The sequence below is a fragment of the Acidimicrobiia bacterium genome, assembly GCA_029210695.1.
Taxonomy (GTDB): Bacteria; Actinomycetota; Acidimicrobiia; order Spongiisociales; family JAHEDJ01; genus JAHEDJ01.
On the sequence record JARGFH010000008.1, the window covers coordinates 34,589 to 60,891 of the forward strand.

The following is a 26,303-nucleotide window of genomic DNA, read 5'->3' on the forward strand; positions in this document are numbered from 1 at the left end:
GGGGTAGCCGATCCCTGCTGGGTACCATCGCCTTCATGCGATGGACGCGATTCGTGGGTGCGCTCGGGATGCTGGTTGCCGTCGGCGGCGTTTCGGCGGCGATGGTTGCCTCAGGGCAGCTGCGGGCTGCCGCCGTCGACCGGTCCGCCTCGCTCGACCGGGCGCTCGCCGCCAGTGGCGAAGCGCTCCGCACGGCCGACGACACGGTCGCCATCGTTGCCTCGATCGTGGACCAGTTGGCCGGCAGCCTGGTGGCCGTCGAGGATGCCGCGTTCGATTCGATCTCCACCATCGATGGCGCCGAGAGCGGACTACGGAAACTGGCGGAGATCAGCGGAGAGGACCTTCCGCGCATCGTCGAGTCGCTGCAAGAGGCAATGCCGGCTCTTATCCAGGTAGCCGACGTCATCGATGGAGCCCTCGGAGCCTTGAGCTTCGTCGGCGTGCCCTACGATCCGGACGTGCCGTTCGATGAGTCGCTCACCGGTGTGGCAAGTTCTATCGAGACCCTCCCGGAACAGGTTCGAGCCCAGGCCGTGCTCATCGAAGAGGTTGCGGACGGACTCGGTGGGCTGGCCGATCAGGCCGGTGATCTGGTCGTCGAAGTCGGCGCGGCACGTGCGCAACTCGCCGACGGACTGGAATTGCTCAATCAGTATCGAGCGACCACCGCCACCGCGATCGATGCCGTCGAATCCCAGCGGCAACTGCTCAACACACGCATCGAGTCCGAACGTTCGGCAATCTGGTGGATGAGTGCGGCGGTCGTAGTCGCCCAGTTCGGCTTGTTCGGCGGCGGAGCCTGGCTGGCGTTTCGCAAGGATGGCCAATCAACACCGGTGGACACCGGCAGCTAGCGATTCGCCGTGGTTTCCGACACGGGTTCGGAACCTCGGGCCGAACGCCCCCGGCGTCGGACCTTCCGACCCTATGGTCACCCGACCGAGTCGGCGACCATGGGGCCGTCATGGGAGGTCATTGCCACACTCCGATGGCAGGGGAGACACCTCGAAAGGCAGGAGTCGTAGCCCTTGTTGGTCATCCCAACGTCGGCAAATCGACGCTGTTCGAGGCGCTCACCGGTCATCGAGTAATCGCCGCCAACTATCCCGGCACGACGGTTGAGATCGTCCGTGCTGCCGGGCGTCGTCTCGATGCCACCTTCATCGACTCGCCCGGAATCCTCTCGTTCCCTTCACGGACCGAGGATGAGCAGGCGACGGTGCGCGTGCTCCTCGACTCCTCTCCCGTCGGGGTGCTACAGGTAGGCGACGCCAAGAACCTTCGCCGGACCCTTCTCGTGACCGTGCAACTCGCCGAGATGGGCCTGCCGCTCACATTGGCGCTCAACATGGCCGACGAGGCCGGAGAGCGCGGCATGCCCGATCGGGCCGAGGAACTCTCCCGCCTCCTCAGTATCCCGGTTGTCGCAACAACTGCAGTGCGTGGTGAGGGAATCAGGACCCTCGAAGAGGCCTTGCGCGCTCCCGGGACTCCTTCCATCCGGGTCGGGTATCCCGCGCCGATCGAAGCAGCTGTTCGTCAGCTTGCCGAGATCCTTCCCGATGATTCTCTCAGCGAGCGGTCGGTCGGGCTGCTGTTCCTGGCCGGGGACCCCGTCGCGGAAGAGTGGGTTCGGGACCATCTGGACGATCGTCGGGTCGGTGAGATGGTTCGCCTCCGAACGAAGGCAGCTGAAGAACTTGGGTCACCGCTCTCGTCGGCGATCCTGGCAGCTCGGATCGCGGTCGTTGACACGTTGTTGGGGGATGGCATCGGTACTGCGCCGATTGGGGGGCAGGTTCGCAAACGCAGGATCAGTCGCCTGACGACCCACCCGGTCTGGGGCATTCCGCTGCTGGCTGCGGTGCTTTCCGGGCTCTACTGGTTCGTCGGGGTCTTCGGGGCAGGAACACTCGTCGGCTGGCTCGAAGGGACGCTCTTCGGTGAATACATCAATCCCTGGCTCAGCGCGCGTCTCGACCGGCTCGTAGCCTGGGACTGGCTCCGGGATCTCCTGGTAGGGGAATACGGCCTCTGGACCATGGGGATGACCTATGCACTGGCTCTGATCCTACCGATCGTGGCCACCTTCTTCTTCGCCTTCGGGCTGCTGGAGGACTCGGGATACCTTCCACGGCTGGCGGTTCTCACGAACCGGATCTTCAAGGCGATGGGCCTCAACGGCACAGCGGTGGTACCGATGGTGCTGGGGCTCGGTTGCGTAACGATGGCAACCATGACGACCCGGATCTTGTCCTCGAAACGAGACCGATTGTTGGTCATCCTGTTGCTCTCACTCGGCGTGCCGTGCAGTGCCCAGTTGGGGGTGGTGATGGGCATGTTGGGCGGCATCTCTATGACGGCGTTGATGATTTGGGGATTCGTCGTAGCGGGCGTGTTGGTGACGGTTGGCTGGCTGGCGGCCCGGTTGGTGCCGGGCGACCGCTCGGTGTTCGTCGCCGAACTGCCACCGATGCGTCGCCCGCCGGTCCGCCCCGTCGTACTGAAAACGGTGGCCAGGGTCGAGTGGTACCTCCGGGAGGTCGTGCCTCTCTTTCTGCTCGGCTCGGTGCTGTTGTTCGTGCTCGATCGGCTAGATGTTCTCCAATGGCTGGTCGGTGTGGCCGAACCGCTCGTGGTCGATTGGCTCGAGTTGCCCGCCGAGGCGGCCACCGCCTTCATGATGGGGTTCTTCCGGAGGGACTTCGGCGCCACCGGCCTGTTCCTCATCGCCGGCGCCGGGCTACTCACCCCGCTCCAGATCGTGGTGAGCATGACCACCATCACGCTGTTCGTCCCATGTGTGGCCAGCGTGCTGATGATCGCCAAAGAACGCGGAGCGAAGACGGCGGCGGCGGTAACGGCGCTTGTCTTCCCGCTGGCCATCCTGATCGGCGGTCTGCTGAGCCGCACACTCGAGTTCGTGGGATGGGGAGCATGAGTCGCTCGATGTCCTGTCCGCTCTGCGGCGCTCGCTTCGATCCGGAGATCGAAATCGCTTGTGGAAGTTGTCCCATGCACGGAGCTTGCACCCTGGCCTGCTGCCCGGAATGCGGGTATACGACCGTCGACATTGGAAGGTCCCGCTCGGCCGGTCTGCTCGCCAGGTTATTTCCCGCGCGCAAAGAGGAAACGATCGTGGCGGCGACACTCGACGTTGCGACGCTCGGCGAGGATGTAGCGATTGCCGGTTTCGCGGAGAATATGACCACCGGACACCGGGAACTCCTGCGCGCTTACGGAATCGAACCCGGGCGAATGGTGCGCGTCGGTCAGCACTCGCCGGTCACCGTTGTGCGGGTCGATGAGACCGAGATCGCGTTGGAAGCCGACCTGGCGAGGTTGATCTTCATCGGCGCCCCCCGCTGATCGATTCCGTTCTCGGCCGTCCTGCTCGTTCCCGGGCCGGGCTTTGCCGCGCCGCCAAGCTGGTTCGGGGAGGTACCGTCTTGTGGATAGCAGGAATGGAGGGGTTGTGAACGAAAAGATCGGATTCATCGGACTCGGGATCATGGGATCGGGGATGGCCCGCAACCTCGTGGAGAAAGGTCACGACGTAACCGTGTGGAACCGCACCACATCCCGGGCGGATGAGCTGGCCGCGGTGGGTGCAGTGGCGGTGGATTCGCCGAAGGCGGTGGCGGAGTCATGTGATATCACGATGATCTGCGTCTCCGACACACCCGATGTCGAGGCGGTGCTGCACGGCGATCAGGGCGTGTTGTCCGGTCTGAGCGAAGGGCAGCTCGTTATCGATCATTCCACGATCAGCCCATCGGCCACGCTTCGCTTCGCCGAGGAGGTTGGCAACGTGGGCGCCTTCTGGCTCGATGCCCCGGTCAGCGGCGGCAGCGAGGGAGCGGCGCGCGGCACCCTCTCGATCATGATCGGGGGTGACGCCGACCAGTTCGAACGTGCCGTGCCCTTCCTGGAGGCGTTCGGGACCACTATTACCCATGTTGGCCCGACGGGAGCCGGGCAGCTAGTGAAGCTGGTCAATCAGATTCTGGTGGTCGGCACCCAGCTGGCGGTATCGGAGGCTCTCCTGTTCGCCGAGGCAGGAGGACTGGACCTCGAGAAGACGCTGAGTGCCGTCGCCGGGGGAGCGGCCGGGTCGTGGATGCTCTCCAATCGGGGTCCGCAGATGATTGTTCGCGATTGGCGGCCGGGCTTCACGATCGACCTCCAGCAGAAAGACCTCCGTCTCGTGCTCGAAGCCGCAGACGAGTTGGGAACACCCGTTGTCGGTACCGGTCTGGTGTTCCAGATGTACCGGGCATTGCAGCGCCGGGGATTGGGCGGCGACGGCAACCACGCACTCGTGAAAGCGCTCGAGGAGATGTCGGGAATCACCCTCGGAACGTGACGATACGGTCACCATTCGACTACGTTGATTCGAAACTACGACCGGGAGCGACATGGCGGCCGTTGATGCCCTCCATTGGACCGAAAACGAAGACGCCAACCGGCTGCTGGCGGCCGATCCTCTGGCACTGCTGATCGGGATGTTGCTCGACCAGCAGTTCCCGATGGAGCGAGCGTTCTTTGGGCCATTCCTTCTCTCGCAACGGCTCGGGCGGGATCTCGATGCAGCCGACCTCGCCTCGATAGACGAAGAAGAACTGATCACGCTCTTCAAGGGGCCACCGGCGATTCACCGGTTCCCCGGTTCGATGGCCAAGCGCACCCAATCGTTGTGCCAGGCCATTGTCGACGACTATCGGGGCGATGCCGCGCAGATCTGGGTGACCGCCTCCAACGCGGCCGAGCTCCTGAAGCGGCTCAAAGCCCTCCCGGGCTACGGCGTGGCGAAGTCTCGGATCTTCATCGGAATACTTGGAAAGCGACTTCGGGTGACCCCTGACGGTTGGGAGAAGGCGGCCGCGGACTGGCCCTCCATTGCCGATGTCGCTGTCTTCGATGACGTGCTCGAGCTGCGTGAGAAGAAGCGGGCAATGAAGGAAGTCGGGAAGACCAACACCTGAGCCGGCCCTTCTCGACCACCGTTAGCCAGAAACGGCTGCCTGATACCGAGCCAGGGTTTGCTCCGCGAAGTCGATCAGCGTCCGGCGGAGTGCCTCGGGCGCCGTTACCTTGACTGCGCCGCCCCACGGCAGAAGCGCAGATCGCGCCTGAATGATGTCGTCGAATCGGAATACGAGCCGGGTGCCGGAGACGGTGAGTTCGTTGCCGAATCGACGTCGGAGCAGCGGTATGACGGATTCGGAAGCCGACGCCTTGGCAACGAAGTTTCGCCGGCTGACGGCGGCGGTCGTTGCATAGCTCTGCCAGAAGGCGGTGAGTTCGAAGTCGGCCGGTCTTTCGAATCGGGTCGTGGTGAGTTTCGCCGACGCGATTGCATTGACCTGGTCGACACGGACCCGTCGATCGGCCAGCGTCCAAACGAGGTGCCACCGCTCTGCCTGGGAGACGAGGCCGAGCGGCTGCACGCGGCGCTCTACCCGGGAATCGAACATCCTTGTTACCGCAAGATCGACGCATAAATCCCCATGGACCGCCCGGTTGAGGACTTCGAGCAATGTGTCGCCGGCGGCAGGGTCGATATAGACCCGGCCCTCGGGACGGCGCTGTTCCGCCGGGATGGCGGCGCTGAGTTTGGCGAGCGCCGAAATGAGGGGTCCGCTCACCAACGACGCCGATTCCGTCGTGGTCAAGAGGGCGAGTGCTTCGTACTCGCCTGCAGTGAGGCCGGTTAGCTCCGTTCGCCAGTCCCCATAGAGGCGCGCTCCGCCTCCAGGTCCTGCGTCGGTGATGAGCGGTACACCGGCGACACGCAATCCGTACCAGTCCCGATAGATCGTTCGAACCGAGACCTCGAGGTCCCGGGCCAATTCGTCTGCAGTCACTCTTCCCTTTCGCTGGATGATCAGCAACTCAGCGAGCAGACGATCGGCTCTCACGGGCGAGCTCCGAAAGACGGTTCCACCCGAGAACCACGGTCGGCATGTCGGGGTCGTTCGTGTTCCGTTTTACCCCGATCCATATTGCTGACACTAGATGACAGGTATCGGGCGGTACGGTTTCGGCGAAGGAGGTCAAGTGTCGGATATCACGGTGGAAATCCGAGATCTAGACGCAATGACCGTGGCCAGTGCCCTCGGCTTCGGCACCGAGCCCGAATACGAAGCATGGGAGTTGATTCGCGGGTTTGCCGAAAGGCATGGACTCGATCTCACCTCGGGCGAGCATCGCTTTTTCGGGTTCAACAATCCGAACCCGTCACCGGGTAGCCCTAATTACGGGTACGAGCAGTGGATGACCATTGATCCAGACATCGAGGTCGAGGAGCCGCTGACGCGTAAACAGATACCGGGGGGACAGTACGCGGTGACCCGCCTCAAAGGGATCGAGAACATCACGGAAACCTGGCGGGAATTTGTCGCCTGGTTCGAAGAAAGCGGCCGGCACCCCGGGCGTGGATGGGACCAGTGCCTGGAGGAACTGCTGACGCCGATCACGTCGCCGCCGGAACAATGGGAGTTCGAATTGTATCTGCCGGTGGCCGTCGGCCCATAGCCGCTTGGTCGGTGTCCCCGTCCTGAGCGTGGTCGACGGAGCGCAGCCTGTCCGCATAAGAGCTCCGTCTCGGCTATCAATGGTCCATGCAGGTTTCGTTCTTCTTCGATCCGATCTGTCCATGGTGCTGGGAAACGGCCCGATGGCTCATCGAGGCGCGCAGTCACCGTCCGATCGAGATCGACTGGAGGCCGTTCAGTCTCGACATCAAGAACGAAGGCGCCTCTCCGTCGGAACGTGGGAAGCGGATGCAGCTCGAGGGCAGGAGAGCACTCCGGGTGGCGGAGTACGTGCGGGCGAAGTCAGGGCCTTCAGCAGTAGAGAACCTGTATGTAGAGATGGCGCGGCGCTGGCACCTGGAGGGCGAGCGGACCTTTGACCTGGCGTCGATCGTGGAAGCGGTTGGGCTCGAGTCGCTCGCACCCGGTGTGGCCGACGATTCCGACTGGGACGTACCCGTTGAGGTCGCAATGGCAGAGGCGATGACCGTTGTCGGGGAGGACGTTGGTGTGCCGATTGTCGTGTTCGAAGGAACCGACCCGGTCGGCTTCTACGGCCCCATAATGGCTCCCGCACCGCGAGGGGAGGAAGCCGCCCACCTCTTCGATCATTTGATGGTGCTGGCTCGCACTCCCGGGTTCTTTGAACTCAAACGCCAACGGGACGCTCCGCCGCGGCTGAGGGGAGCACCGTGAACCGTGAGGTGCTGGCCCGGAGAATCCGGAGCGTGGGATCCATCGGCATCATGCTGGTCGTGCTGACCCCGCTCATGCCGCTCTTCCTGGTGCTGGCCGGCCTGCTCGGCCTACTGCGACGCACCAACTTCGTAGTGGTCCGACTTCTCGTGTTCGGGTGGTTGTATCTCGTTGGTGAGTTGCTCGGTGTATGCCGGGCAGGGGCGATCATGCTGATCGCCAGACCTGGAAGCCGTCGTTTTCTCGACCTCAACTACCGGCTCCAGACCTGGTGGGCGCTGTTTCTCTTCCGCTGGGTTTCACGTTTGCTCCGCCTCTCCTTCGAGGTGCAGGGTGACGACGAGCTCGAGCCGGGCCCCATCCTGATCTTCATGCGCCATGCGTCGATCATCGACAATCTGCTCCCGCTGGTGTTTGTGTCTGAACCGCACAACCTGCGTATCCGCTACGTGCTGAAGAAGGAACTCCTATCGGATCCGGCGCTCGATATCGTCGGCAACCGCCTTCCGAACTTCTTCATCGATCGCGCGAGTAGCGACGAGGCTCAATTGCAGGCGCTGCGTGACCTGGTGACCGACCTCGAACCTCATGAGGGCGCCATCATCTACCCGGAAGGGACGCGGTTCACCCGCCGCAAGCGCCATGCGATCCTCGCCAAGTTGGAAGGGTCGGAGTTCTTCGAGCGGGCGTCCGCCCTGGAACGGGTTTTGCCCCCGCGCATCAACGGGCCGCTGGCCATGCTCGAGGGAGCCCCAGGAGCAGACGTGATCATCTGCGCGCATCACGGTCTCGAAGGATTCGCCACGGTGGGTGACATTCTCTCAGGTCGGTTGGTTGGGTCGACGATCACCGTCATGTTCAGAAGGATCGCCCGCCGCGATGTCCCGACCGATCGTCAGCTTCGTATCGACTGGCTCTATGCGGAATGGGCCAGGGTCGACGCAGACGTCGCTGATTGACCGCTATTTGCCCGCACCGGGCCTACAGGCCACACTGCGGATGTGGCTGCTGACACCTCTCAGGGATGGCCTGACAAGGGCAAGGGAAGACCGATGGTGATCGGCATTGCCGGTGGCTCCGGTTCCGGAAAGTCGACGATCGCCGACCGCGTGCTCAACGCCATCGGGGTGGACCGGGTCCTACTCATCGAGCACGACGCCTACTACCGCGATCGCCCGGAGTTGTCGGCCGAGCAGCGGGCCGGAATCAACTACGACCACCCCAACTCGCTCGAAACGGAGCTACTGGTCCTGCATATCGAAGCCCTGTTGGCGGGGCGGAAGATCGATCAACCGCTGTACGACTTCAGCGTCCACGCCCGCCGGCCTGAGACGGTCGTGGTCGAACCGCGCCGGGTGATCATTCTCGAGGGGATTCTCGTGCTCGCCGAGGAGCCGTTGCGAGAGCTGATGGATCTGAAGATCTATGTCGACACCGACGCCGACCTCCGCCTCGCCCGGCGAATGGATCGGGATATTCGGGATCGGCACCGGACGCCGGAATCCGTGTTGGATCAATACCTGGTGTCTGTGCGGCCGATGCATCTCCAGTTCGTTGAACCTTCCAAGCGGTATGCCGACATCATCATTCCGGAGGGCTACAACAGCAGCGCCGTCGGTACCGTGATCGGGATGATCCGGGAGTATCTCGCCCGGGAGTAGGGAGCCGACCCCTTTTCTCGGCAATGCTGTGGTGTGTCACGCGCCATTGCATTGCGCAGAAAACCCCGACCCGTTTCTCGGCAATGCTGTGGTGTGTCACGCGCCATTGCATTGCGCAGAAAACGGGTTTTGTCAGTCGGCGATTGCTGCGCGTGTGCCGTCGTTCAACTCGATGAGCAACCGGGGCCGCACCTCTAGTTGCACCCCGCGCTGGCCGCCGCTCACGAAGACCGTGTCGTGCTGGAATGCGGATTCGTCAACATAGACCGGGATCCGCCGGGTCCTGCCGAACGGGCTGATGCCGCCGACCACGTATCCGGTCAGCCTCTCGGCGTCCTTGGCATCTGCCATGTGGGCGCGTTTGCCGAGGGCAACCCGGGCGAGAGCCTTCATCGAGAGTTGGCGATCGACCGGAACAATGCCGACGGCCGGCCGGCCGTCGACCGAGGCAACCAGCGTCTTGAACATTCGGCCGCCGTCTACGCCCACTGCCGCCGCCACCGACTCACCGTAGGAGCCCTCGTCGGAAGCGACGTGGTAGTAGTGGACGTGGAATTCGGCTCCTGCTCTTTCGAGCGCCTGGATTGCCCGTATCTTGGTCACGACGCATTGTTCCACGCTCGGCCCCCCGCGCGTCGAGCTCATATACTGTTCCTTCGTGACTCACCAACATCCTTCCGTTGCGATCCTTGGAGCCGGAGCCATGGGCGAAGCCCTGGCCATGGGCTTGATCGACGCTGGGTGGGAGCACACAGCCATCGAACTCGCCGCCAGGCGAACCGAGCGGGCCAAACGCGTCGCGGCAAGCACGTCGTGCCGGTGTGTGCTCGATCCTGCTGAGATCCTGCCCGGCAAGGACGTCGTGGTTGTGGCGGTGAAACCACGAGACGTGCATCACCTCCTGGGACAGATCCACTCTGCGCTCGGCGCAGGACAGGTCGTTGTCTCGCTGGCTGCCGGGGTACCGACCACCGTCTTTGAGAAGGTTCTCGGTGCAATCCCCGTGGTGCGGGTGATGCCGAACACCCCCGCGATCGTGCGCCAGGGCATCACCGGTATGGCCGCCGGTGCCCACGCCGGCCCCGCCGACCTCGATCTGGCCGAGCGAGTCCTGACCGCGGTCGGGCCGGTGACCAGGCTCGACGAGCACCTCCTCGACGCAGTGACCGCGGTGTCCGGCACCGGGCCTGCGTATGCATTCCTGCTTGCCGAGGCTCTCACAGAGGCAGCCATCCGTGAGGGACTTCCCCGAGACGTAGCCGAACTGCTTGTTCACCAGACGATCAAAGGTGCCGGGCACCTCCTTGTCGACACCGGACGCAGCCCCTTCGAACTCCGATCCGAAGTGACCTCTCCCGGGGGTACAACCGCGGCGGCCATGCACGTCCTCGAGGAGCGCGGTTTTCGGGCGCTCGTTGAAGATGCGGTCCGGGCCGCCGCCCAGCGATCGAGAGAAATGGGTGGATTCGCCGTGGCGGCCGAGGAGGAAGAATGATCAACGCCTTCAGCAAGGTCATGCTGAAGGCAACCGATCTGCGGCTGTCGAAATGGCTCTTCACTGATCTGAATGCAGGTCGCAAACTGGCGCTGCGTTTTGTGGCCGGCGAGACCCTCGCAGAGGCGGTGGCGGTCGCAACGACGCTCAATGCCAGGGGAATGAGCGTATCCATGGATCACCTCGGTGAGGCGGTCACGGATGTGGGCTCTGCCCGGGCTGCGCGGGACGACTACCTGGCCTGTCTCGACGAGATAGCCTCCACCGGTCTCGATGCCAACGTGTCGGTGAAGCTCACCCAGCTCGGTCTCGCGCTCGATCGGGGCATTGCAATCGAGGCGATGCGACAGATTGCCGGTCGAGCGGCAGAGCTCGAGACGACGGTCACTATCGACATGGAAGACAGCCCCTATACCGATGCCACCTTGGACATCTACGAATTGATACAGAAGGAATTCGGGAACGTTGGGGTGGCCGTTCAGTCATATCTCTATCGGTCCGGTGCGGATATCTCCCGGATCGCGCCACTCGGCGGGCATATCCGGCTCTGCAAGGGGGCATACGCCGAGCCGGAGTCCATTGCGATGAGCCGCAAGGAGCACGTCGACGCCAACTTCGCGACCCTGACCCGTCAGCTGATGGACCAGCACGATGCAAAGCCTGCGATTGCCTCACACGATGATCGGCTGATCGACCTGGCGAGAGCCCTGGTGGCCGGCCGCTCGTCGCCTTTCGAGTTCCAGATGCTGTTTGGAATCCGGACGCAACTGCAGGAAGAGCTGGTGCGTCAGGGCCACCCATTGCGCATCTACGTACCGTACGGCTCTGAGTGGTACCCCTACCTGACTCGGCGGCTGGCCGAGCGCCCGGCCAACACGTTGTTTTTCATGCGAGCGTTGTTCGGCAAGTAGCGTGGTGGAGAGCTACCGACGACGATCGTGCGAGGTGACCGAGTGCTCGAAATAGGTCAACAGGCCCCCATGTTCAAGCTTTCCGACGAGACGGGAACGCCGGTGTCGTTGTCCGACTACACAGGCCGCAATCTGGTCATCTTCTTCTATCCGAAGGCAATGACTCCCGGGTGCACTGCGGAGGCGTGCGACTTCCGCGACCGTGCTGATGCGCTGCTGACCGGTGGATTTTCTGTATTGGGAGTTAGTCCGGATCCGATCAACCGGCTGGCCGCCTTCAAGGACAAGGAGTCGCTGAACTACCCGCTCCTTTCCGACGAAGAGCACACCGCCGCCTCCGCCTACGGAGCGTGGGGAATCAAGAAGAACTACGGGCGCGAGTATGAAGGTCTGATCAGGTCGACCTTTGTGGTCGACGCGACGGGAAGACTGAGTCATATCTACCGGAACGTGCGCGCCAAGGGGCATGTCGGTCGCGTGACGAGCGACCTCCTGGGCCTGTGAATAGATCCGGGCTTGCGCCCCACCCGGCAGGCCTGCCGGCCTGGCCCATCGCTATGCTGCCGAGAGTGATACGCCGATCCTCGCTTCTCGTGCTGGTTGTCTTGGCCGTCCTCGCTGCTGTACCTGCCCTCGCAGCCGAACCCGAAGACATCGCCGTCGAACTGGAGTTCCGCAACTACGCAGCGGAGCCGGGCACTTCGGTGGATATCAATGCACTCGAGGAGCTCATTGTCGATGTCGATGCCGTCGGACAGGGCGTCTACTTCGTCGTCCTCGCCTCCGACCCGACCGGAGGCAACGACCTGTTCGCAGCCCGACTACTCGACCTGCAACTCGAGGGCACTGTGATCGTGATCTCTCCGAATGAGATCGGAGCGGCCTCAACCGTCTTCGAAGACGCGGCCGTGAACGATGCCGTCGACTCGGCCTACGACAAGTTCCTCGATCGCGATGACGTCGGAGCGTTCAGAGAGTTCGCCCGGGATCTTCCGAATAGCGCCCAGCCGGCGACCGGGTCGACGGCGGCGGTAGACGAGCCGGTCCCGGCTTCGCAATCATCCGGGGGAGGAGGGGGATGGTTCTTCCTCATGTTCATCCTGCTCATCGTCGGGGGCATCGGGTTCATGCTGTGGCGCAACTCGCGGCGGGACGAAGCGGTTGCCGAAGGCCGGGTGGATGAAGCCCAGGATGAACTCAAAGGGCAGCTAGACGTCATCGCCAACGAGATCCTCGATCTCTCCGATCGGGTGACCGTTGCCGAGAACGAGGTGGCGCTGGCACACTTCCGCGCCGCCAGCGACACGTTCTCTGAAGTGACCGACGCGGCAGAAACCGCGACGGCTCTTGCCGATCTCGAAGCGCTTTCCGATCGGCTCGACCGCGCCCGCTGGCAACTCGAAGCCGCGGAGGCCCTTATTGAAGGCAGGGAGGTTCCGCCTGAGCCGGAGGACCGACCGGCTCACTGCTTCTTTGATCCTGCCCACCGGGCAGGTGTGGAAGAAGCGGAGATCCGCACCCCCGCCGGTTCGAAGATGGTGAGCGTGTGCCGTGAGTGTGCTGCGAAGCTTCGCAAAGGCGAGACGCCGACACCGCGTTCGATCAACGTTGGAGGGCGACCGGTTCCCGCACCACGAGCACCGAGATCCTACGGTGGCGGAGGGCTCGATTGGCTCGGGGCCTTCTCGATCATTCTCGGCGGACGGGACAGGGGCACCTCCTACGACTTCGGAAGCACGCGTAGCGCCAACCGGAGCCGCGGGGGCGTCGGGTCCGTGTTGGGCCGCCTCGGCACTCGGGGCAGCGGAACATCTCCAATAGGTGGGACTCGGAGCGCCAGCCGATCGACGCCCCGTCGAACTACGACCAAGCGAACCTCCACGCGGTCGACCTCCACGAGCACCCCGGCGCCGAAGGTCAAGGGTCGAGCTCGCCGCCGCCGCTAGCAACCGTTCCTGCCGCCTGCTCGCCCGGATCAACAACGAGCAACATACGACCCGGTGTTCGCCTCCACCGCGCCTTTCCCGGTCTTAGTATGGATCGCAGTCATCGACAGAGATCGGAGAAACGATGTTCAAACGCGTGTGGGGGTACATCAAGGCGCTGTTCAGGCGCACCGTCGAAGGTGCGATGGATCCTGAAGTAGAGATCGAGCAAGCCATCCAGGAGGCACGCAAACAGGATCAGGTGCTGCGTAACCAGGCTGCCAAGGTCATCGCCCACCGAACTCAGCTGGAAGCCAAGATCGAGCAGGCCGCCGACACCGTCGGCGAGGCCCGCGAGATGGCCAAGAAGGCCCTTCTGCGCGGCGAAGAGGCCAAGACGCAGGGTGATCTCGACGGGTTGAACAAATGGAATCAAGCTGCTCAAAGCCTGGCTCTCAAGCTCCAGGCAGGTGAGAACAACCTCAACGGACTGAAGGACCAGTACGAGGTCTCGGTGAATCAGGCTGAGGACGCCAAGCGAGCTGTTCAGCAGAACGCGATGCGGCTGCAAGAACTGGCCGCCAAGCGGATGGAACTGGTCGGTCAACTACAACAGGCCAAGATGCAGGAAGCGGTCAACTCGGCCGTCGAGACGATCTCGGCATCGATGGAAATCGAACAACCCAGCCTCGACAAGGTCCAGGACAAGATCCAGGCGCGACTGTCGGAAGCGAAGGCTCGCGCCGAGTTGCGCGAAGCGACTCCCGAAGGGTCGGAAGCCGAGCTGCGTGAGGCGATCTCGCTGGCCCAGGCCGACACCAGGCTCGAAGAGCTGAAAGCGGAACTAGGGCTCACGGAGTAGCAAAAGCCGGATCGTTCGTGATTGGTGCCGCAGCGGCAGGCCGCTGCGGCACTTTCCCCCCTACCCCAGCGGCAGCAGCCGCTGCGGTACTTTCCCCCCTGCGGGGGGAAAGTACCGGCGACCAGCGACTCTGTTGCGGATGCCCCCTTACCCCAGCGGCAGCAGCCGCTGCGGTACTTTCCCCCCTGCGGGGGGACCGAACCGGCGACCAGCGACTCTGTTGCGGATGCCCCCCTACCCCAGCGGCAGCAGCCGCTGCGGTACTTTCCCCCCTCCGGGGGGACCGAAGCCGCGACCAGCGACTCGCGACCAGCGACTCTGTGACCTTCGACCCTGACGGGGAGCCGTCTGTCGGGTCGGGAGGTTCGTAGACTCTTTCGCATCGCCCAGACGAAAGGACGAATCATGGAGCCCCGCCGACGGCCGACTGCGACTCTCGTGCTTCTCGTCATGGCCTTTGCGGCATTTCCCGCCACGCTGCTCTTGTGGTGGATGGGCACTCTTCCCGGTCACAACGTGCCGGAGATCGGGAGGGAGATCTTCGGCAACGTTCCGGGCGCGTTGCAGGCAGCGTTCTATGTGGGAGTGGGAGCGTTCCTGTCGCTGACCCTGTATCTGTTCTCCGAGCGCTCGCGGAGCTGGGAGCGTGGGGGCGCCGAATCTCGCGCCGGCCGCTGGGGTGAGCGCTTCCGAACCATGATGGCGGGACTGGAGATGCGGACGCTGCTGAGGGATCGAGCCGCCGGAATCATGCATGCGCTCATCTACTACGGGTTCGTGTTGTTGTTTCTCGGCACCGTCACGCTCGAGATCGATCATCTCCTTCCGGATGGTTTGAAGTTCTTGAGTGGCACGTTCTACAAGGTGTACTCGGCGATTCTCGACGCGGCGGCAATCGCGCTGGTGGTCGGCGTTGTGTGGGCCGTCATCCGGAGATATGGCCAAGCACCCTGGCGGCTCCGATCAAAGACGAAAGCGGAAGATGCGTGGATTCTCACGGTGCTCGGTCTGATCGGGGTGACCGGGATCTTCACGGAGGCGGCCCGGATCGCAGTTGACGGCCGGCCTGACTTCGAAGTGTGGTCGTTCGTCGGGTACCCGTTGAGTTCGCTGTTCCCTGCCTCCGCCGCTGCGGGATGGCATCAGTTCTTCTGGATCTTCCACGTAATCACGTTTGTCTGGTTCCTCGTGATCCTGCCCACGACCAAGCTCCGGCACATGGTGACCTCACCGGCCAACATGTTCCTGGCGCCGAAGGACCGACCCAAAGGGGCGATGAAGGCGCTTCCGAACTTGATGGAAGCAACCGACATCGAATCGCTCGGTGCTTCTGTGATCACGGACCTCACCTGGAAGCAGATCTTCGATACAGACGCCTGCACCGTGTGCGGCCGTTGCACGAGCGTGTGTCCTGCCAACATGACCGGGAAGCCGCTCGATCCCCGCGAGATGGTGTTGAAGGTCGGGGAGGTGGCGGCGTCGACTGCACCGGCGCGGATCTCTACGCCCGTCTCCATGGATGCGGAGATCACGATCGACGCCGGCAGCTTGTTCGATCGGGTGACTCCTGAGGAACTGTGGTCGTGCACTACGTGTAGAGCGTGTGATGCCATTTGCCCCGTCAACATCGAAATCCTCGACAAGATCCTCGATATGCGGCGCTACAAGGCACTGATGGAAGCCGACTTCCCGACCGAACTCGGAAAGGCGTTCGTTGCTCTCGAGAACCAGGGGAATCCCTGGGGCCTCAGTCAGCAGAATCGTATGGACTGGGCCAAAGACCTGGACTTTAAGGTCAAGGTGCTCGGTGACGATGGGGTCGAATCGGCCGACTACCTCTACTGGGTTGGATGTGCCGGGTCCTTCGACGACCGCAACGTCGAGGTCACGAAGGCGACAGCCCGTTTGCTGCACGAGGCCGGGATCGATTTCGCCATACTGGGCCCGAAGGAGTCGTGCACGGGCGATCCGGCCCGCCGTTCCGGCAACGAGTACCTCTATCAGCAGCTCGCCTTGTCGAATATCGAGACACTCAATGATCTTGGGGTTGAGAGGGTGATCACGCAGTGCCCACATTGCTTCAACTCGCTTGCCAACGATTATCCCCAGCTCGGCGGTGACTACGAGGTCGTTCACCACAGCCAGCTGCTCATGGAGTTGGTCGGGAAGGGCTCACTCGACACGGCGGCGGCGACCGGGACCACCCCACAGATAACCTTCCACGATCCCTGCTATCTGGGCCGTCACAACGACGTCTATTTGGCGCCACGGGAGGTCGTGTCCGCATCGGGTGCGTCTCTAGTGGAGATGGAGCGGAACGGCACCAACGCGATGTGCTGCGGGGCCGGCGGAGCTCGTTTCTGGATGGAAGAGCAGACCGGCAAGAAGGTGAATGTTGAGCGCGCCGAGCAAGCCATCGCTACCGGCGCCGACGAGGTGGCAGTCGGATGCCCCTACTGCTACGTCATGATCGACGACGGTGTCAAAGAACTGGGGTCAGAGATGCGGGTCCGTGATATCTCGATGATCCTGGCCGACTCGGTATTCAAGAAATGAACTCGAACCTCGAGCGCTGAGTCGCTCGCCGGGGCTGATCTCCGTCGACATCTGGTTCTGCTGAGGCCTTGTGGCCTCTCACAAGACGACCGCGCTAAGCATTGCGATCCCTACTAAGAGTGGCTATGATTGATGCTGCGGATCGCGGCCGGGCGGGCGGCGAATCCACGGAAGCGTGAACTGCCACTGGTAGGTTGACGTGGTCCTTGGGGAGCAAGGGAGGCTCGAGTGCGGCACAAATCGAACTGCAAAAAGGGTATGCACGCGTTCGGACGTCAGTCCGACGTGGGTGGCGGACTTCAACGCCAGGTCTGCAGATCGTGCGGGCTGGTCGAGATCGATTTGCGCTCCGATGCAGAAGTCGAAGATTCCAAGCTGTTTGCCCCTGTGCGGACTGACAGCATCTTCGCTATTCAGTCTGTGCTGGAAGCCGAGTTCGAGCCGCCTGAGCGGCGGTTCGGGGTTCGTCCCTCTCACAGGTCGATATCCAGCGACGTGTCCTGACAGGTCTTAGACCTACGGATGGCGGTCCGCTGCGAACGTGACAGAGGGGGGGCTACGACCGGCAACCGCCCGTAGCCCGAGTACCGAGTACGCGTCGATTCCTTTCTCACTGAACTCTCAGGTTGTTTCCAGATCTGCCTTAGATCTACCGGGCATCCTCCGGGGGGCAGTGAGAATTCGCCGTTAGACGAAACGGTGTGGAGATAGACGATCCCGGTCTCCGCAGCGTGAGCTCTGGCCCCGGCCGACTCTGATTGCGATCAGAACGCGAGAGGATGCAAGATGAGCGATACCAAAGTCATATCGGAGTCACACATGCCACCAGATGAAGACTCCTCGCCCGAGGGTGAGGGAGAAACCACAGACACAGTGCGGCGACGTGGACGCTGGATGTGGTGGGGGGTCGGCCTCCTGGTCGTCGCCGGCGCGGCCAGTGCTGCGGTACTCATGGCCAACGAGGCTCCTTCCGATTCGACTGCGGTCACGGCCATCCAACTGAATTACGGTGAGGCGGTCATCACCGATCTCGTGCAAACGGAGAGCTTCGACGGCACGCTCGGCACCGTGGACGGCGATCCTGTGACGACCCAGTTCGCAGGCACCGTCACGAGCGCGGCGACCGCCGGCGAGAGGGTCGAGCAGGGTGACGTGTTGTTCAGCATTGACGGAGAACCCGTCGTGCTCCTCTACGGCGAGGCGCCCGCCTATCGCGATCTGGCTATTGGTGTCGACAGCATGAGCGTGCCGGGCCGGCTGGTGGGAACCATCACTGGCATCGTCGAACCGGGGACCGCGATCGAGCAGGGTGATGTCCTGTACCGGGTCAACGGCGAGCCGGTGGTCGTGCTCTACGGTGATGTTCCGGCCTACCGGACCTTGCGCGATGCCTCGACCAGCCTCGAAGGAGATGACGTCCAGCAGCTCGAGGCGGCACTGATCGCGCTCGGCTATGACTCCGGCGAGACCGTGACCGTCGATCAAGAATTCACCTACAACACTGCGCAGATCGTGGAAGCCTGGCAAGAAGACATCGGCGCTGAAGTCGACGGGGTCGTCGACCTGGGCGAGGTGGTCTTCATCCCGGGCCCTGCCCAGGTTCGGAGCGGTGCGGCGATCGGGGATTCCACCGGCACGGGGAGTCCGGCCGTCACTCTCATCACCGGTGAGGCAATGGCGGGTGCCGACGTCGAGCAACTTGAAGCCGCACTCAACGCTCTCGGGTTCAATCCCGGCATCGTGGACGGCACATTCACCGATGAGACCCGGATTGCCGTGCTCGACTGGCAGGCTGCAACAGGACTCCCTGAGGATGGCGTCGTCGACCTAGGTGAGATTGTGTTCCTGGAGGGTGCTGTGCGTGTGAGCGACCGGCTGGCTTCGGTCGGCAGCCGCGTCGGTGCCGGCAGCCCCGTCCTGGCAGTTTCATCGTCCGAGAAGGTGGTCCGCCTCGACCTGCCTGCCCGCAATCAGGGCATTGTCTCGGTCGGCGATGAAGTCATCATCGTGATGCCGGACTTCTCAGAGACGCCCGGTGTCGTGGCCTCCGTCGCTACTACCGCTTCTGTCGACCAGGGCAACCAGGCTGTGTTCGAAGTGATCGTGGAACTCATCGATCCCTCCGTGGCCGATGGCCTCGATGAAGCACCGGTCGATGTCGACGTGATCTCCGAGTCGGTTGAGAACGTGCTGGCAGTCCCCGTATCTTCGCTCGTGGCGCTGACCGAAGGTGGCTACGCCGTGAGAGTCGACACGGGCGGGGCAAGCCCGCAACTGGTGGCCGTCGACCCCGGGTTCTTTGCCGACGGCCTCGTCGAGATCACCAGCAGCGAGGTGCAAGCGGGCGATCGGGTGGTGGTGCCGTGATGCCGTCTGAGCCGGTTCTTTCCCTGAACAATGTGTTCAAGGAGTACCCGACGACGCCGGTGGTTCGTGCTCTCCGTGGTGTGAGCTTCGCAGTCAACTCAGGCGAACTCGTCGCGGTGGTCGGCCCGTCTGGATCCGGCAAATCGACTCTGCTGCACATCATGGGAACCCTGGATCGACCGACCTCCGGCGAGGTCACGGTGGCGGGCTACCAGGTCTCCCGACTGTCGGACAGAGACATGTCGTCGCTGCGCGCTCACCATATCGGCTTCGTGTTCCAGCAGTTCCACCTGCTGAGCGGGTTCACGGCACTCGACAATGTGGCAGATGGTTTGTTGTATACCGGCCTGCCACTTCGCACTCGTCGCGACATGGCCGAAGTCGCGCTGCGCAGGGCCGGCATGGGTCACCGCCTCGACCACGTTGCCACCAAGTTGTCCGGCGGCGAGCGTCAACGAGTGGCGACCGCCAGGGCCTTGATCGGCAATCCCTCGATCGTGCTGGCGGATGAACCAACCGGCAACCTCGACTCGAAGACATCTGATGCAATTGTCGAACTCATCGAGGAACTGAATGAGAGTGGCACGACCATCGTGGTGATCACCCACAACCCCGAGATTGCCGAGCATTTCCCTCGCTCCGTTGGTCTTCGCGACGGACAGATCGAATACGACACCTCCTGGAAGGACGTTGCCTGATGGCAACCACCCTCAAGCCGAGCAGCCTCCATCCGCGGGACCTGGGGAGGACTGCGACGGTCGGACTCCGGACCCGCAAGCTGCGAACGGCGCTTTCTGCCCTCGGCATATTGATCGGCATTGCGGCGATGGTCGGCGTACTCGGGCTGTCTGAGTCGTCGAAGTCGGAGTTGCTGTCGCAACTCGACCGGCTCGGGACGAACCTGCTGACCGTGGAGGCCGGAACCGGAATCGGGATCGGCTCGGGAGAACTCCCCGAAGAAGCGGCCGGGATGATCGCTCAGATCGGACCGGTCGAGACCACCACTGTGGTGAGTGCGGTCGATGACGCCAACGTATATCGAACCGACTACATCCCGGAGGGACAGACCGGTGGTGTCTCCGTTCAGGCCGTGGACCTGACGTTGCTCGACACTCTGGCCGGCGACGTCGCCGATGGCCAGTGGCTAGATGCCGCGACGGGCGCCTATCCGACGACGGTGCTCGGTTCTGTTGCCGCCGAGCGATTGGGGGTCACCGAGGTGACCGGTACCGAGCAGGTGTGGCTCGGTGATCAGTGGTTCACGGTGATCGGCATCCTCGAGGAGTTCGAGCTGGCTCCGGATCTCGACCGTGCTGCCATGGTTGGTCTCGACGCGGCCGCCGACTACCTCGACGCTGACGGAGTGCCGACTCGCATCCTCGTTCGCGTCGACCCCGACCAGGTCGATGCGGTGATGGGCGTGATGGCTGCTACTGCCAATCCGGAGAACCCGGAGGAAATCGAAGTCGCCCGCCCCACCGATGCATTGGAGGCCAAGGAGGCTGCCGATGATGCGTTGACGGCGCTGTTTCTCGGGCTGGGCGCGGTTGCGCTTCTCGTTGGAGGGGTCGGAATCGCCAACGTGATGGTCATCTCGGTGTTGGAACGAAGGGCTGAAATCGGGCTTCGTCGTGCTCTGGGCGCGACCAAGCGGCACATCGCTTCGCAGTTCCTCGGTGAGGCCCTGCTGCTGTCCGGCATCGGAGGAATCGGTGGGGTCTTGGCGGGCGTGGCGGTGACTACCACTTACGCCAGCATTCGCGGCTGGTCTGCGCTCGTGCCACCTATTGCCATCGGCGGTGGGATCGCAGCCGCGCTGGTCATTGGCGCGATCGCCGGCCTGTATCCGGCCATCCGGGCCGCCCGCATGTCGCCAACGGAGGCGCTCCGCACCGCCGGGTGAGTGCGCACTTCCGCTGGCTCTCTGGGCTGCAAGAGGTGTTTTGCCCCCTCCGCCTCGCCGACTCGGCACCTCCCCCGCTTTCAGCGGGGGAGGAACGCGCTGGTGGTTGGGGGCTGTGGCGGCGGTGATGTCCCCCTGCTGGTCGGCGTTCTCCCCTCACGGAGTGGGGGGAGTCCCGGAGCGGAGCGGAGGGGAGGGGGGCTGGTGAGGTCTTTGTTTGGGGTTTGTTGCCCCCTCCGCTGGTCGACATGAATCGGCCCGCGTTGGTTTGGCTGGTCGAATCCATTCACATCGATCGTCGACTCGGCACCTCCCCCGCTTTCAGCGGGGGAGGAACGCGCTGGTGGTTGGGGGCTGTGGCGGCGGTGATGTCCTCCTGCTGGTCGGCGTTCTCCCCTCACGGAGTGGGGGGAGTCCCGGAGCGGAGCGGAGGGGAGGGGGGCTGGCCGGTTTGGTCTGGGGTTTGTTGCCCCCTCCGCTGGTCGATATGAATCGGCCCGCGTTGGTTTGGCTGGTCGAATCCATTCACATCGATCGTCGACTCGGCACCTCCCCCGCTTTGAGCGGGGAGGAACGCGTGTTGCCTATTGCCTATTACCTATTACCTATTACCTGTGATTTCCCATACCGCGCCTGTCCGGGGGGCCAACGCAATATGGATCTCTCCGTCGGTCGATTTGATGCCGCCAGTTCCCCACAGCGTCCTGAACCCGGTTCCGAGGAGCTCATCGACGATCGTGGCCGAGGATCCGAGGTCGGATGTATTCACTGCGATGAGAAGCTGTTCTTGGCCATCTTCCATCACGAAGGTATACAACGAGGAGCCGTCCTCGGCCGGCAACCTGCGGTACTCGCCGTGGCGCAGCACGCGGTGTTTTCGTCGCAGGGCGACCAGCGATCGGTGGGCGCGCAGCAAACGGTCGTTCCACAGGTCGGTGCGCTTCCATGGGAATGCGCCGCGTGATCCCGGATCATTGCCACCGCTGAGCCCGATCTCGTCGCCGTAGTAGATCGAGGGGGCGCCGGGGAAGGTGAAGTTCAGGAGAGTCGACAGAATCACCGAGTCGATGTCGCCGCCCGCCACGCTGAGCACCCGCGCCGTGTCGTGAGAACCGAGCAGGTTGAGGTTGGCCAGGTGGGCGTGACGCGGATACCTCCCCAGGAGTTCCTCAACAGCGTCCCCGTAGGCCGGCGCGTCGAGCGCCGGCGCCACCGGGAAGGGGAGTCCGGCGGCCAGTTGAGCGTTGACCCGGTCTCCGGCCGTGAAGGCAATCGTCCTGCCCCCGAAGTGGTAGTTCATCGTTCCATCGAACCGATCGCCGCGCACGATCCAGTCGGTGGCGTCCTCCCAGATCTCTCCGACGATATAGAGATCCGGGTTGATTGCCCGCACTCGCTCCCGGAACTGCTCCCAGAATCCCTCGGTTGTGATCTCGTTCGGCACGTCGAGCCGCCAGCCGTCGATACCCCGCCGAGCCCAGTACTCCCCGATATTGAGGAGATACTCGGCGACCTGCGGGTTGTCGGTGTTGAACTTGGGGAGGGCCGCGTTGCCCCACCAGGCCTGGTAGCCGGGGTGCTTGCCGTCGTAGGCGTGGAGGGGCCAGCTTTCGATGATGAACCAGTCCAACCAAGCCGAGCTCTCTCCATTCTCGAGCAGATCGTTGAATCGCAGGAACCCCCGGCCGCAATGGTTGAACACCCCATCGAGCACAACGCGAATGCCGCTTCCGTGGCAGGCATCGAGGAGCTCGTCAAAGGCAGCTTCACCTCCCAGCATTGGGTCGATCTGGTAGTAGTCCCAGGTGTGATATCTGTGGTTTGAAGCCGACGAGAAGATCGGATTGAGATAGAGGGCGTTGATGCCCAGGTCGACCAGGTAGTCGAGCTTCTCAGCGATGCCGAGCAGATCCCCGCCCTTGTAGCCGAAGATGGTCGGCGGGCTGTCCCAGTCTTCCAGATTGGGTGGCTTGTCAACGCGATCGGACGATGCGAACCGATCGGGAAAGATCTGATAGAAGATGGCGTCGGCGACCCAGGCCGGGGGACGGTCTATTTGTCTGGTCATCGGTCCTCCCGTTGCCTTGCTTCACATTCGCGGCAGTCGGCCATGCGTAGCTCGTCGCTATCACTGCTGCCGTCCCCGCCACGACGCGTGCCGTCAACGACGATCGCGGGATGAACAGCGGACACCGGACTCCGGGGCCTGGTCAACTGAGGCGATCATGGCCTCTCCTGCCGGCTCGGCACACACAAGGAGTGAATCTAGCGGTCGGAGGCCCGCTATCCCACCCGTGCTCGGTAGGCTGCCGCCGAGCCACGATGATTGGATGGCAATTGAGTTCGGGTCTTGTCTGGTTTCGCAAAGATCTCCGCCTGTCCGACAACCCGGCCTGGTCGGCCGCGACGTCTGATCACGAGATCGTGCAGGCGCTCTTCGTGGTCGATCCCCGGCTGTGGGACCGCGCCCCGGCTCACCGCCGGATCCAACTGGAGGCCAATCTTTCCGCGCTCGACGGACAACTCACCGCGATGGGCGGGCGACTGAAAGTACTGACCGGTGATCCGGCCGCGCTGGTGCCGGCGGCGGCGCGGAACCATCAAACCATCTACTGGAACGAGGACGTTTCCTCCTTCAGCCGGCGCAGGGACGCACAGGTCCGGGAACGGATCGCCGGGGAGATTGCCACGTACCACGGGTCCCTCGTTCACCCGCCCGGGGCAGTCGTCACCGCCGGTGGGGAGACCTACCGGGTGTTCACGCCCTTCTGGCGCAAATGGTCGGCAACGGAGTGGCAGCCGTGGCCGGAGGCAGGTAATGCGGCGGTGCTCGCCGATCCGGGAGACGGCCTAGCGCCGTCCGGGATCGCTCCGGTTCTGACCCCGGGCGAAGAGGGGGCGCTCGGTCGCCTGCGTGCCTTCGACGTTGACATGTACGAGGCAGAGAGGAATCGGCCGGACACGAACGGCACGTCGATGCTGTCGGTCGACTTGAAGTTCGGAACCATCAGCCCGCGGACGATCATCCGTCATCTGTCCGGCCGGCGGGCAGAGCCATTCATCCGACAGCTCGCCTGGCGAGACTTCTATGCCCATCTGCTGGTGGTCTTCCCGGCGATGGCGACTACCAACCTGCGGTCCGACTACGACGGGATCGCCTGGCGCAACGACCTCGGCGAGTTCGAAGCATGGCAGACGGGCAACACCGGATATCCCATCGTTGACGCCGGTATGCGGCAGCTGATCGAGACCGGATGGATGCACAACCGGGTGCGGATGGTGACGGCTTCGTTCCTGGTCAAGGACCTTCTCATCGATTGGCGTTGGGGAGAGCGGCATTTCCGCCGGTTGTTGCTCGATGCCGATCCGGCCCAGAACGCCGGCAACTGGCAGTGGGTGGCGGGAACCGGAGCAGACGCGGCCCCCTATTTCCGGGTGTTCAACCCCGTCACCCAGAGCCGTAGATTCGATCCGGATGGCGCGTACATCCGACGCTATGTTCCGGAACTCGCCTCTGTTCCGAAGCACCTGATCCACGCCCCGTGGGAGGCCGGTGGCCTGGAGTTGGCAGAGTACGGAGTCACCATCGGCCGGGACTACCCGCCGCCACTCGTCGACCACGCCATCGCCAGAGAAACGACAATCCTCGCCTACCAGGCGGCCAGAGCTCGGAATGTGACTTGATCTGACCTCCGTTGCACTCCGGCGCAACGTCGTGGGACGCCTACCGAACGAACCCGACTTCCCGGTCAGGTATTGGAACTGCAAAGACGACGACGTTGCTGTCGTAGCTACCCGCCGATTCACTGAACCCTCCACCACAGGTGATCAGCGTCAGGACCGGTGAACCCTCCCTGGCGAAGATCGTGTCGAGTGGCAGTTCGTCCTTTTGGTAGATAGTCCTTGCTTCGACCCGAAACCGACGTACCGAACCGTCGCTGAACCCGACGGCAACGATGTCACCCGGATCGACGTCTCGTAGACGAAAGAACACACCGGGTCCTTGATTCGCCAGATCGACGTGGGCGGCAAGCACCGCGGAGCCACTCTCGGCAGGGCGAGGTCCAAACTCGTACCAGGCGACCTCGGTGACGTTGCGGGGTACTGCCATCTGGCCCGTGCGGGCATCTACGCCCGTTGGGATGATCGGAGCCTCGACATCGATCGAGCCGACGGTCAGCACCACGGGGAGGATGGCTTCCTCGACTTGTGTGTCAGAGAGCCTGCCCGGCCAGATGGGTACGGTGGAAGAAGGTCGAACTGCATCGGATGGGGGAGGGAGGCCGGCGGTCGTGCTGGTAGCGGTGGAGGGGGTGGTGCTCGCCACCGGATGACCAAGAGACGCCTCAACTGCAGCGACATCACCGGCTTCACCGGATCGGCCGGTGCCGACAAACATGGCGGCCACGGCCATCAAGGTGATGAGGCTGATCGTGAACGCGTACGTGAGGGTGCGGCGGGACATGAAAGAAGTGTAGAAAACCCCGGGGGGGCCGCTGGGGCCTCCCCGGGGTTTGCCCGGTATGTTCGCTACTTGCCGGAACGGCGGGTGAGAGCAACCCCGGAGCCGGCCAGGCCGATCAGCGCCATGCCGCCAGCGAGCGCCAGGGCGAGCGGGAAGCCGTCTGAAGCCAGTCCAGCGTCGCCGGTGGGAACACCGGTGGGAGCAGCTCCAAGACCCGAGATGGTCTGAACCGCCACCGTGAAGCTTCCGCCTTCGAGCGAGCCGATGGCGTAGACGATGGTTGAGGTTCCCTCAGCCAAGTCGAGGTCTGCCTCGAATACGACCGGATCGGTTGCGCCGGTGGGTACGACCTTGGCGTTGTACGTTGCGGCAGGAACGTCGCCGGCAGCTTCGTTCGGATTGCTCAAGCCGGCGAAGAGGACGCCGTCATTGGCGAGCACGTCGACGGTCGGGGCGGCTGCAGTGTGACGCACCGTCAGGCGGGTATCGCCGGCGGCGATTTCTGAGATGTCATTGACGAACACGGAGGCGGTGGCGGCACCGGCCTCGTCGAGGTGGGCCTCGATAGTGGCGTTCGCTCCGGCCGGGAGGGTCACGACCAATGGTCCGAGCGCCGGGTCGGTGCTCGCAGGGTCGGCTCCGGCGCCGTAGATCTCAATCGAATAGTCGGCAGCCGGCAGGGTGACAGGCCCGGCGAAGTTGCCGAAGGTCAAACCCGGGATGAATGGGGCGCTGTAGTCGCCGTTGACGTAGATGTCGACCGGGAATCCACCGTCGCCGGGGATTCCGTGTAGGACGGAAACGGTACCGTCGGTGGTCTGGGCGAGGGCCGCACCGGCCGGCAGGGCCAGCAGCAACACTGCCACTATGAATATGCGTCCGAGATTGCGCATGGCTTCTCCTTGTAGTTGGCGCCCGTATTT

The 26,303-nt window shown here is 63.4% G+C and carries 24 protein-coding genes; 19 read left to right on the forward strand and 5 right to left on the reverse strand.

What is annotated here, in order from left to right:
* The first annotated feature begins 35 nt into the window (after nucleotides 1–35).
* The 5 genes from P1T08_04140 (at nucleotide 36) to P1T08_04160 (ending at nucleotide 4,988) form a co-directional block, all read left to right on the forward strand.
* Nucleotides 36–857, forward strand: a complete 822-nt coding sequence (locus P1T08_04140; protein MDF1595276.1) for a hypothetical protein — start codon at nucleotides 36–38, stop codon at nucleotides 855–857.
* A 134-nt stretch (nucleotides 858–991) separates the two neighbouring features.
* Nucleotides 992–2,944, forward strand: coding sequence for a ferrous iron transport protein B (gene feoB / locus P1T08_04145; protein ID MDF1595277.1), 1,953 nt, complete (start codon nucleotides 992–994; stop codon nucleotides 2,942–2,944).
* A complete protein-coding gene (locus P1T08_04150; protein MDF1595278.1) occupies nucleotides 2,941–3,372 on the forward strand; it encodes a FeoA family protein in 432 nt (143 codons plus the stop codon). Before feoB ends, P1T08_04150 begins: the two co-directional genes overlap by 4 nt.
* Nucleotides 3,373–3,478: 106 nt before the next feature.
* A complete protein-coding gene (locus tag P1T08_04155; protein ID MDF1595279.1) occupies nucleotides 3,479–4,369 on the forward strand; it encodes an NAD(P)-dependent oxidoreductase in 891 nt (296 codons plus the stop codon).
* 52 nt (nucleotides 4,370–4,421) lie between these two features.
* Nucleotides 4,422–4,988: a Fe-S cluster assembly protein HesB gene (locus P1T08_04160; GenBank protein ID MDF1595280.1), complete on the forward strand. Its 567-nt coding sequence runs from the start codon at nucleotides 4,422–4,424 to the stop codon at nucleotides 4,986–4,988.
* Between the two features lie 21 nt (nucleotides 4,989–5,009).
* Here the strand turns inward: P1T08_04160 and P1T08_04165 are convergent, their stop codons facing one another.
* On the reverse strand, nucleotides 5,010–5,924 hold the full coding sequence (locus P1T08_04165; protein MDF1595281.1) for a WYL domain-containing protein: 915 nt from the start codon (nucleotides 5,922–5,924) through the stop codon (nucleotides 5,010–5,012).
* Nucleotides 5,925–6,063: 139 nt separating this feature from the next.
* On the opposite strand from P1T08_04165, the gene P1T08_04170 reads away from it, so the two are divergent.
* The 4 genes from P1T08_04170 to udk all read left to right on the forward strand — a co-directional run bounded on the left by P1T08_04170 (nucleotide 6,064) and on the right by udk (nucleotide 8,896).
* The gene (locus tag P1T08_04170; protein ID MDF1595282.1) at nucleotides 6,064–6,540 is read left to right on the forward strand and encodes a GyrI-like domain-containing protein; all 477 of its coding nucleotides are present in this window, start codon (nucleotides 6,064–6,066) and stop codon (nucleotides 6,538–6,540) included.
* 86 nt (nucleotides 6,541–6,626) lie between these two features.
* Nucleotides 6,627–7,235 carry a DsbA family protein gene (locus P1T08_04175; GenBank protein ID MDF1595283.1) on the forward strand — a complete coding sequence of 203 codons (609 nt, stop codon included), beginning with the start codon at nucleotides 6,627–6,629 and terminating at the stop codon, nucleotides 7,233–7,235.
* Nucleotides 7,232–8,194, forward strand: coding sequence for a 1-acyl-sn-glycerol-3-phosphate acyltransferase (locus tag P1T08_04180; protein MDF1595284.1), 963 nt, complete (start codon nucleotides 7,232–7,234; stop codon nucleotides 8,192–8,194). The genes P1T08_04175 and P1T08_04180 overlap by 4 nt, the downstream gene beginning before the upstream one ends.
* 93 nt (nucleotides 8,195–8,287) lie before the next feature.
* A complete protein-coding gene (gene udk / locus P1T08_04185; GenBank protein ID MDF1595285.1) occupies nucleotides 8,288–8,896 on the forward strand; it encodes a uridine kinase in 609 nt (202 codons plus the stop codon).
* A gap of 132 nt (nucleotides 8,897–9,028) precedes the next feature.
* On the opposite strand, the gene ybaK is transcribed toward udk, so the two are convergent.
* Nucleotides 9,029–9,499 carry a Cys-tRNA(Pro) deacylase gene (gene ybaK, locus P1T08_04190; GenBank protein MDF1595286.1) on the reverse strand — a complete coding sequence of 157 codons (471 nt, stop codon included), beginning with the start codon at nucleotides 9,497–9,499 and terminating at the stop codon, nucleotides 9,029–9,031.
* Between the two features lie 55 nt (nucleotides 9,500–9,554).
* On the opposite strand from ybaK, the gene proC reads away from it, so the two are divergent.
* From proC to P1T08_04235, 9 genes are all read left to right on the forward strand, one after another.
* Complete coding sequence (gene proC / locus P1T08_04195) at nucleotides 9,555–10,391, forward strand: pyrroline-5-carboxylate reductase (protein MDF1595287.1); 837 nt, start codon at nucleotides 9,555–9,557, stop codon at nucleotides 10,389–10,391.
* Entirely contained in the window at nucleotides 10,388–11,302 is a 915-nt protein-coding gene (locus P1T08_04200) for a proline dehydrogenase family protein (GenBank protein ID MDF1595288.1), read from the forward strand. The genes proC and P1T08_04200 overlap by 4 nt, the downstream gene beginning before the upstream one ends.
* A 27-nt stretch (nucleotides 11,303–11,329) precedes the next feature.
* Nucleotides 11,330–11,806 (forward strand): thioredoxin-dependent thiol peroxidase, encoded by a 477-nt coding sequence (gene bcp / locus P1T08_04205; protein ID MDF1595289.1) that lies wholly within the window; start codon nucleotides 11,330–11,332, stop codon nucleotides 11,804–11,806.
* Nucleotides 11,807–11,871: 65 nt separating this feature from the next.
* Nucleotides 11,872–13,248 carry a hypothetical protein gene (locus tag P1T08_04210; GenBank protein MDF1595290.1) on the forward strand — a complete coding sequence of 459 codons (1,377 nt, stop codon included), beginning with the start codon at nucleotides 11,872–11,874 and terminating at the stop codon, nucleotides 13,246–13,248.
* A gap of 124 nt (nucleotides 13,249–13,372) precedes the next feature.
* Entirely contained in the window at nucleotides 13,373–14,089 is a 717-nt protein-coding gene (locus P1T08_04215) for a PspA/IM30 family protein (protein ID MDF1595291.1), read from the forward strand.
* A gap of 405 nt (nucleotides 14,090–14,494) precedes the next feature.
* Nucleotides 14,495–16,645: a (Fe-S)-binding protein gene (locus P1T08_04220; GenBank protein ID MDF1595292.1), complete on the forward strand. Its 2,151-nt coding sequence runs from the start codon at nucleotides 14,495–14,497 to the stop codon at nucleotides 16,643–16,645.
* A gap of 786 nt (nucleotides 16,646–17,431) precedes the next feature.
* On the forward strand, nucleotides 17,432–19,012 hold the full coding sequence (locus P1T08_04225; GenBank protein ID MDF1595293.1) for a peptidoglycan-binding protein: 1,581 nt from the start codon (nucleotides 17,432–17,434) through the stop codon (nucleotides 19,010–19,012).
* Nucleotides 19,012–19,710, forward strand: coding sequence for an ABC transporter ATP-binding protein (locus P1T08_04230; protein MDF1595294.1), 699 nt, complete (start codon nucleotides 19,012–19,014; stop codon nucleotides 19,708–19,710). The genes P1T08_04225 and P1T08_04230 overlap by 1 nt, the downstream gene beginning before the upstream one ends.
* On the forward strand, nucleotides 19,707–20,915 hold the full coding sequence (locus P1T08_04235) for an ABC transporter permease (GenBank protein ID MDF1595295.1): 1,209 nt from the start codon (nucleotides 19,707–19,709) through the stop codon (nucleotides 20,913–20,915). The genes P1T08_04230 and P1T08_04235 overlap by 4 nt, the downstream gene beginning before the upstream one ends.
* Nucleotides 20,916–21,516: 601 nt before the next feature.
* Here P1T08_04235 and P1T08_04240 read toward each other — a convergent pair.
* Nucleotides 21,517–22,983 carry a glycoside hydrolase family 13 protein gene (locus P1T08_04240; GenBank protein ID MDF1595296.1) on the reverse strand — a complete coding sequence of 489 codons (1,467 nt, stop codon included), beginning with the start codon at nucleotides 22,981–22,983 and terminating at the stop codon, nucleotides 21,517–21,519.
* 254 nt (nucleotides 22,984–23,237) lie between these two features.
* Between P1T08_04240 and P1T08_04245 the strand changes: the two genes are divergently transcribed.
* Nucleotides 23,238–24,599: a deoxyribodipyrimidine photo-lyase gene (locus P1T08_04245; protein ID MDF1595297.1), complete on the forward strand. Its 1,362-nt coding sequence runs from the start codon at nucleotides 23,238–23,240 to the stop codon at nucleotides 24,597–24,599.
* A gap of 40 nt (nucleotides 24,600–24,639) precedes the next feature.
* On the opposite strand, the gene P1T08_04250 is transcribed toward P1T08_04245, so the two are convergent.
* Both P1T08_04250 and P1T08_04255 read right to left on the reverse strand, forming a co-directional pair.
* Entirely contained in the window at nucleotides 24,640–25,380 is a 741-nt protein-coding gene (locus P1T08_04250) for a class F sortase (GenBank protein MDF1595298.1), read from the reverse strand.
* Nucleotides 25,381–25,445: 65 nt separating this feature from the next.
* Complete coding sequence (locus tag P1T08_04255) at nucleotides 25,446–26,273, reverse strand: DUF4397 domain-containing protein (protein MDF1595299.1); 828 nt, start codon at nucleotides 26,271–26,273, stop codon at nucleotides 25,446–25,448.
* Nucleotides 26,274–26,303 lie beyond the last annotated feature (30 nt).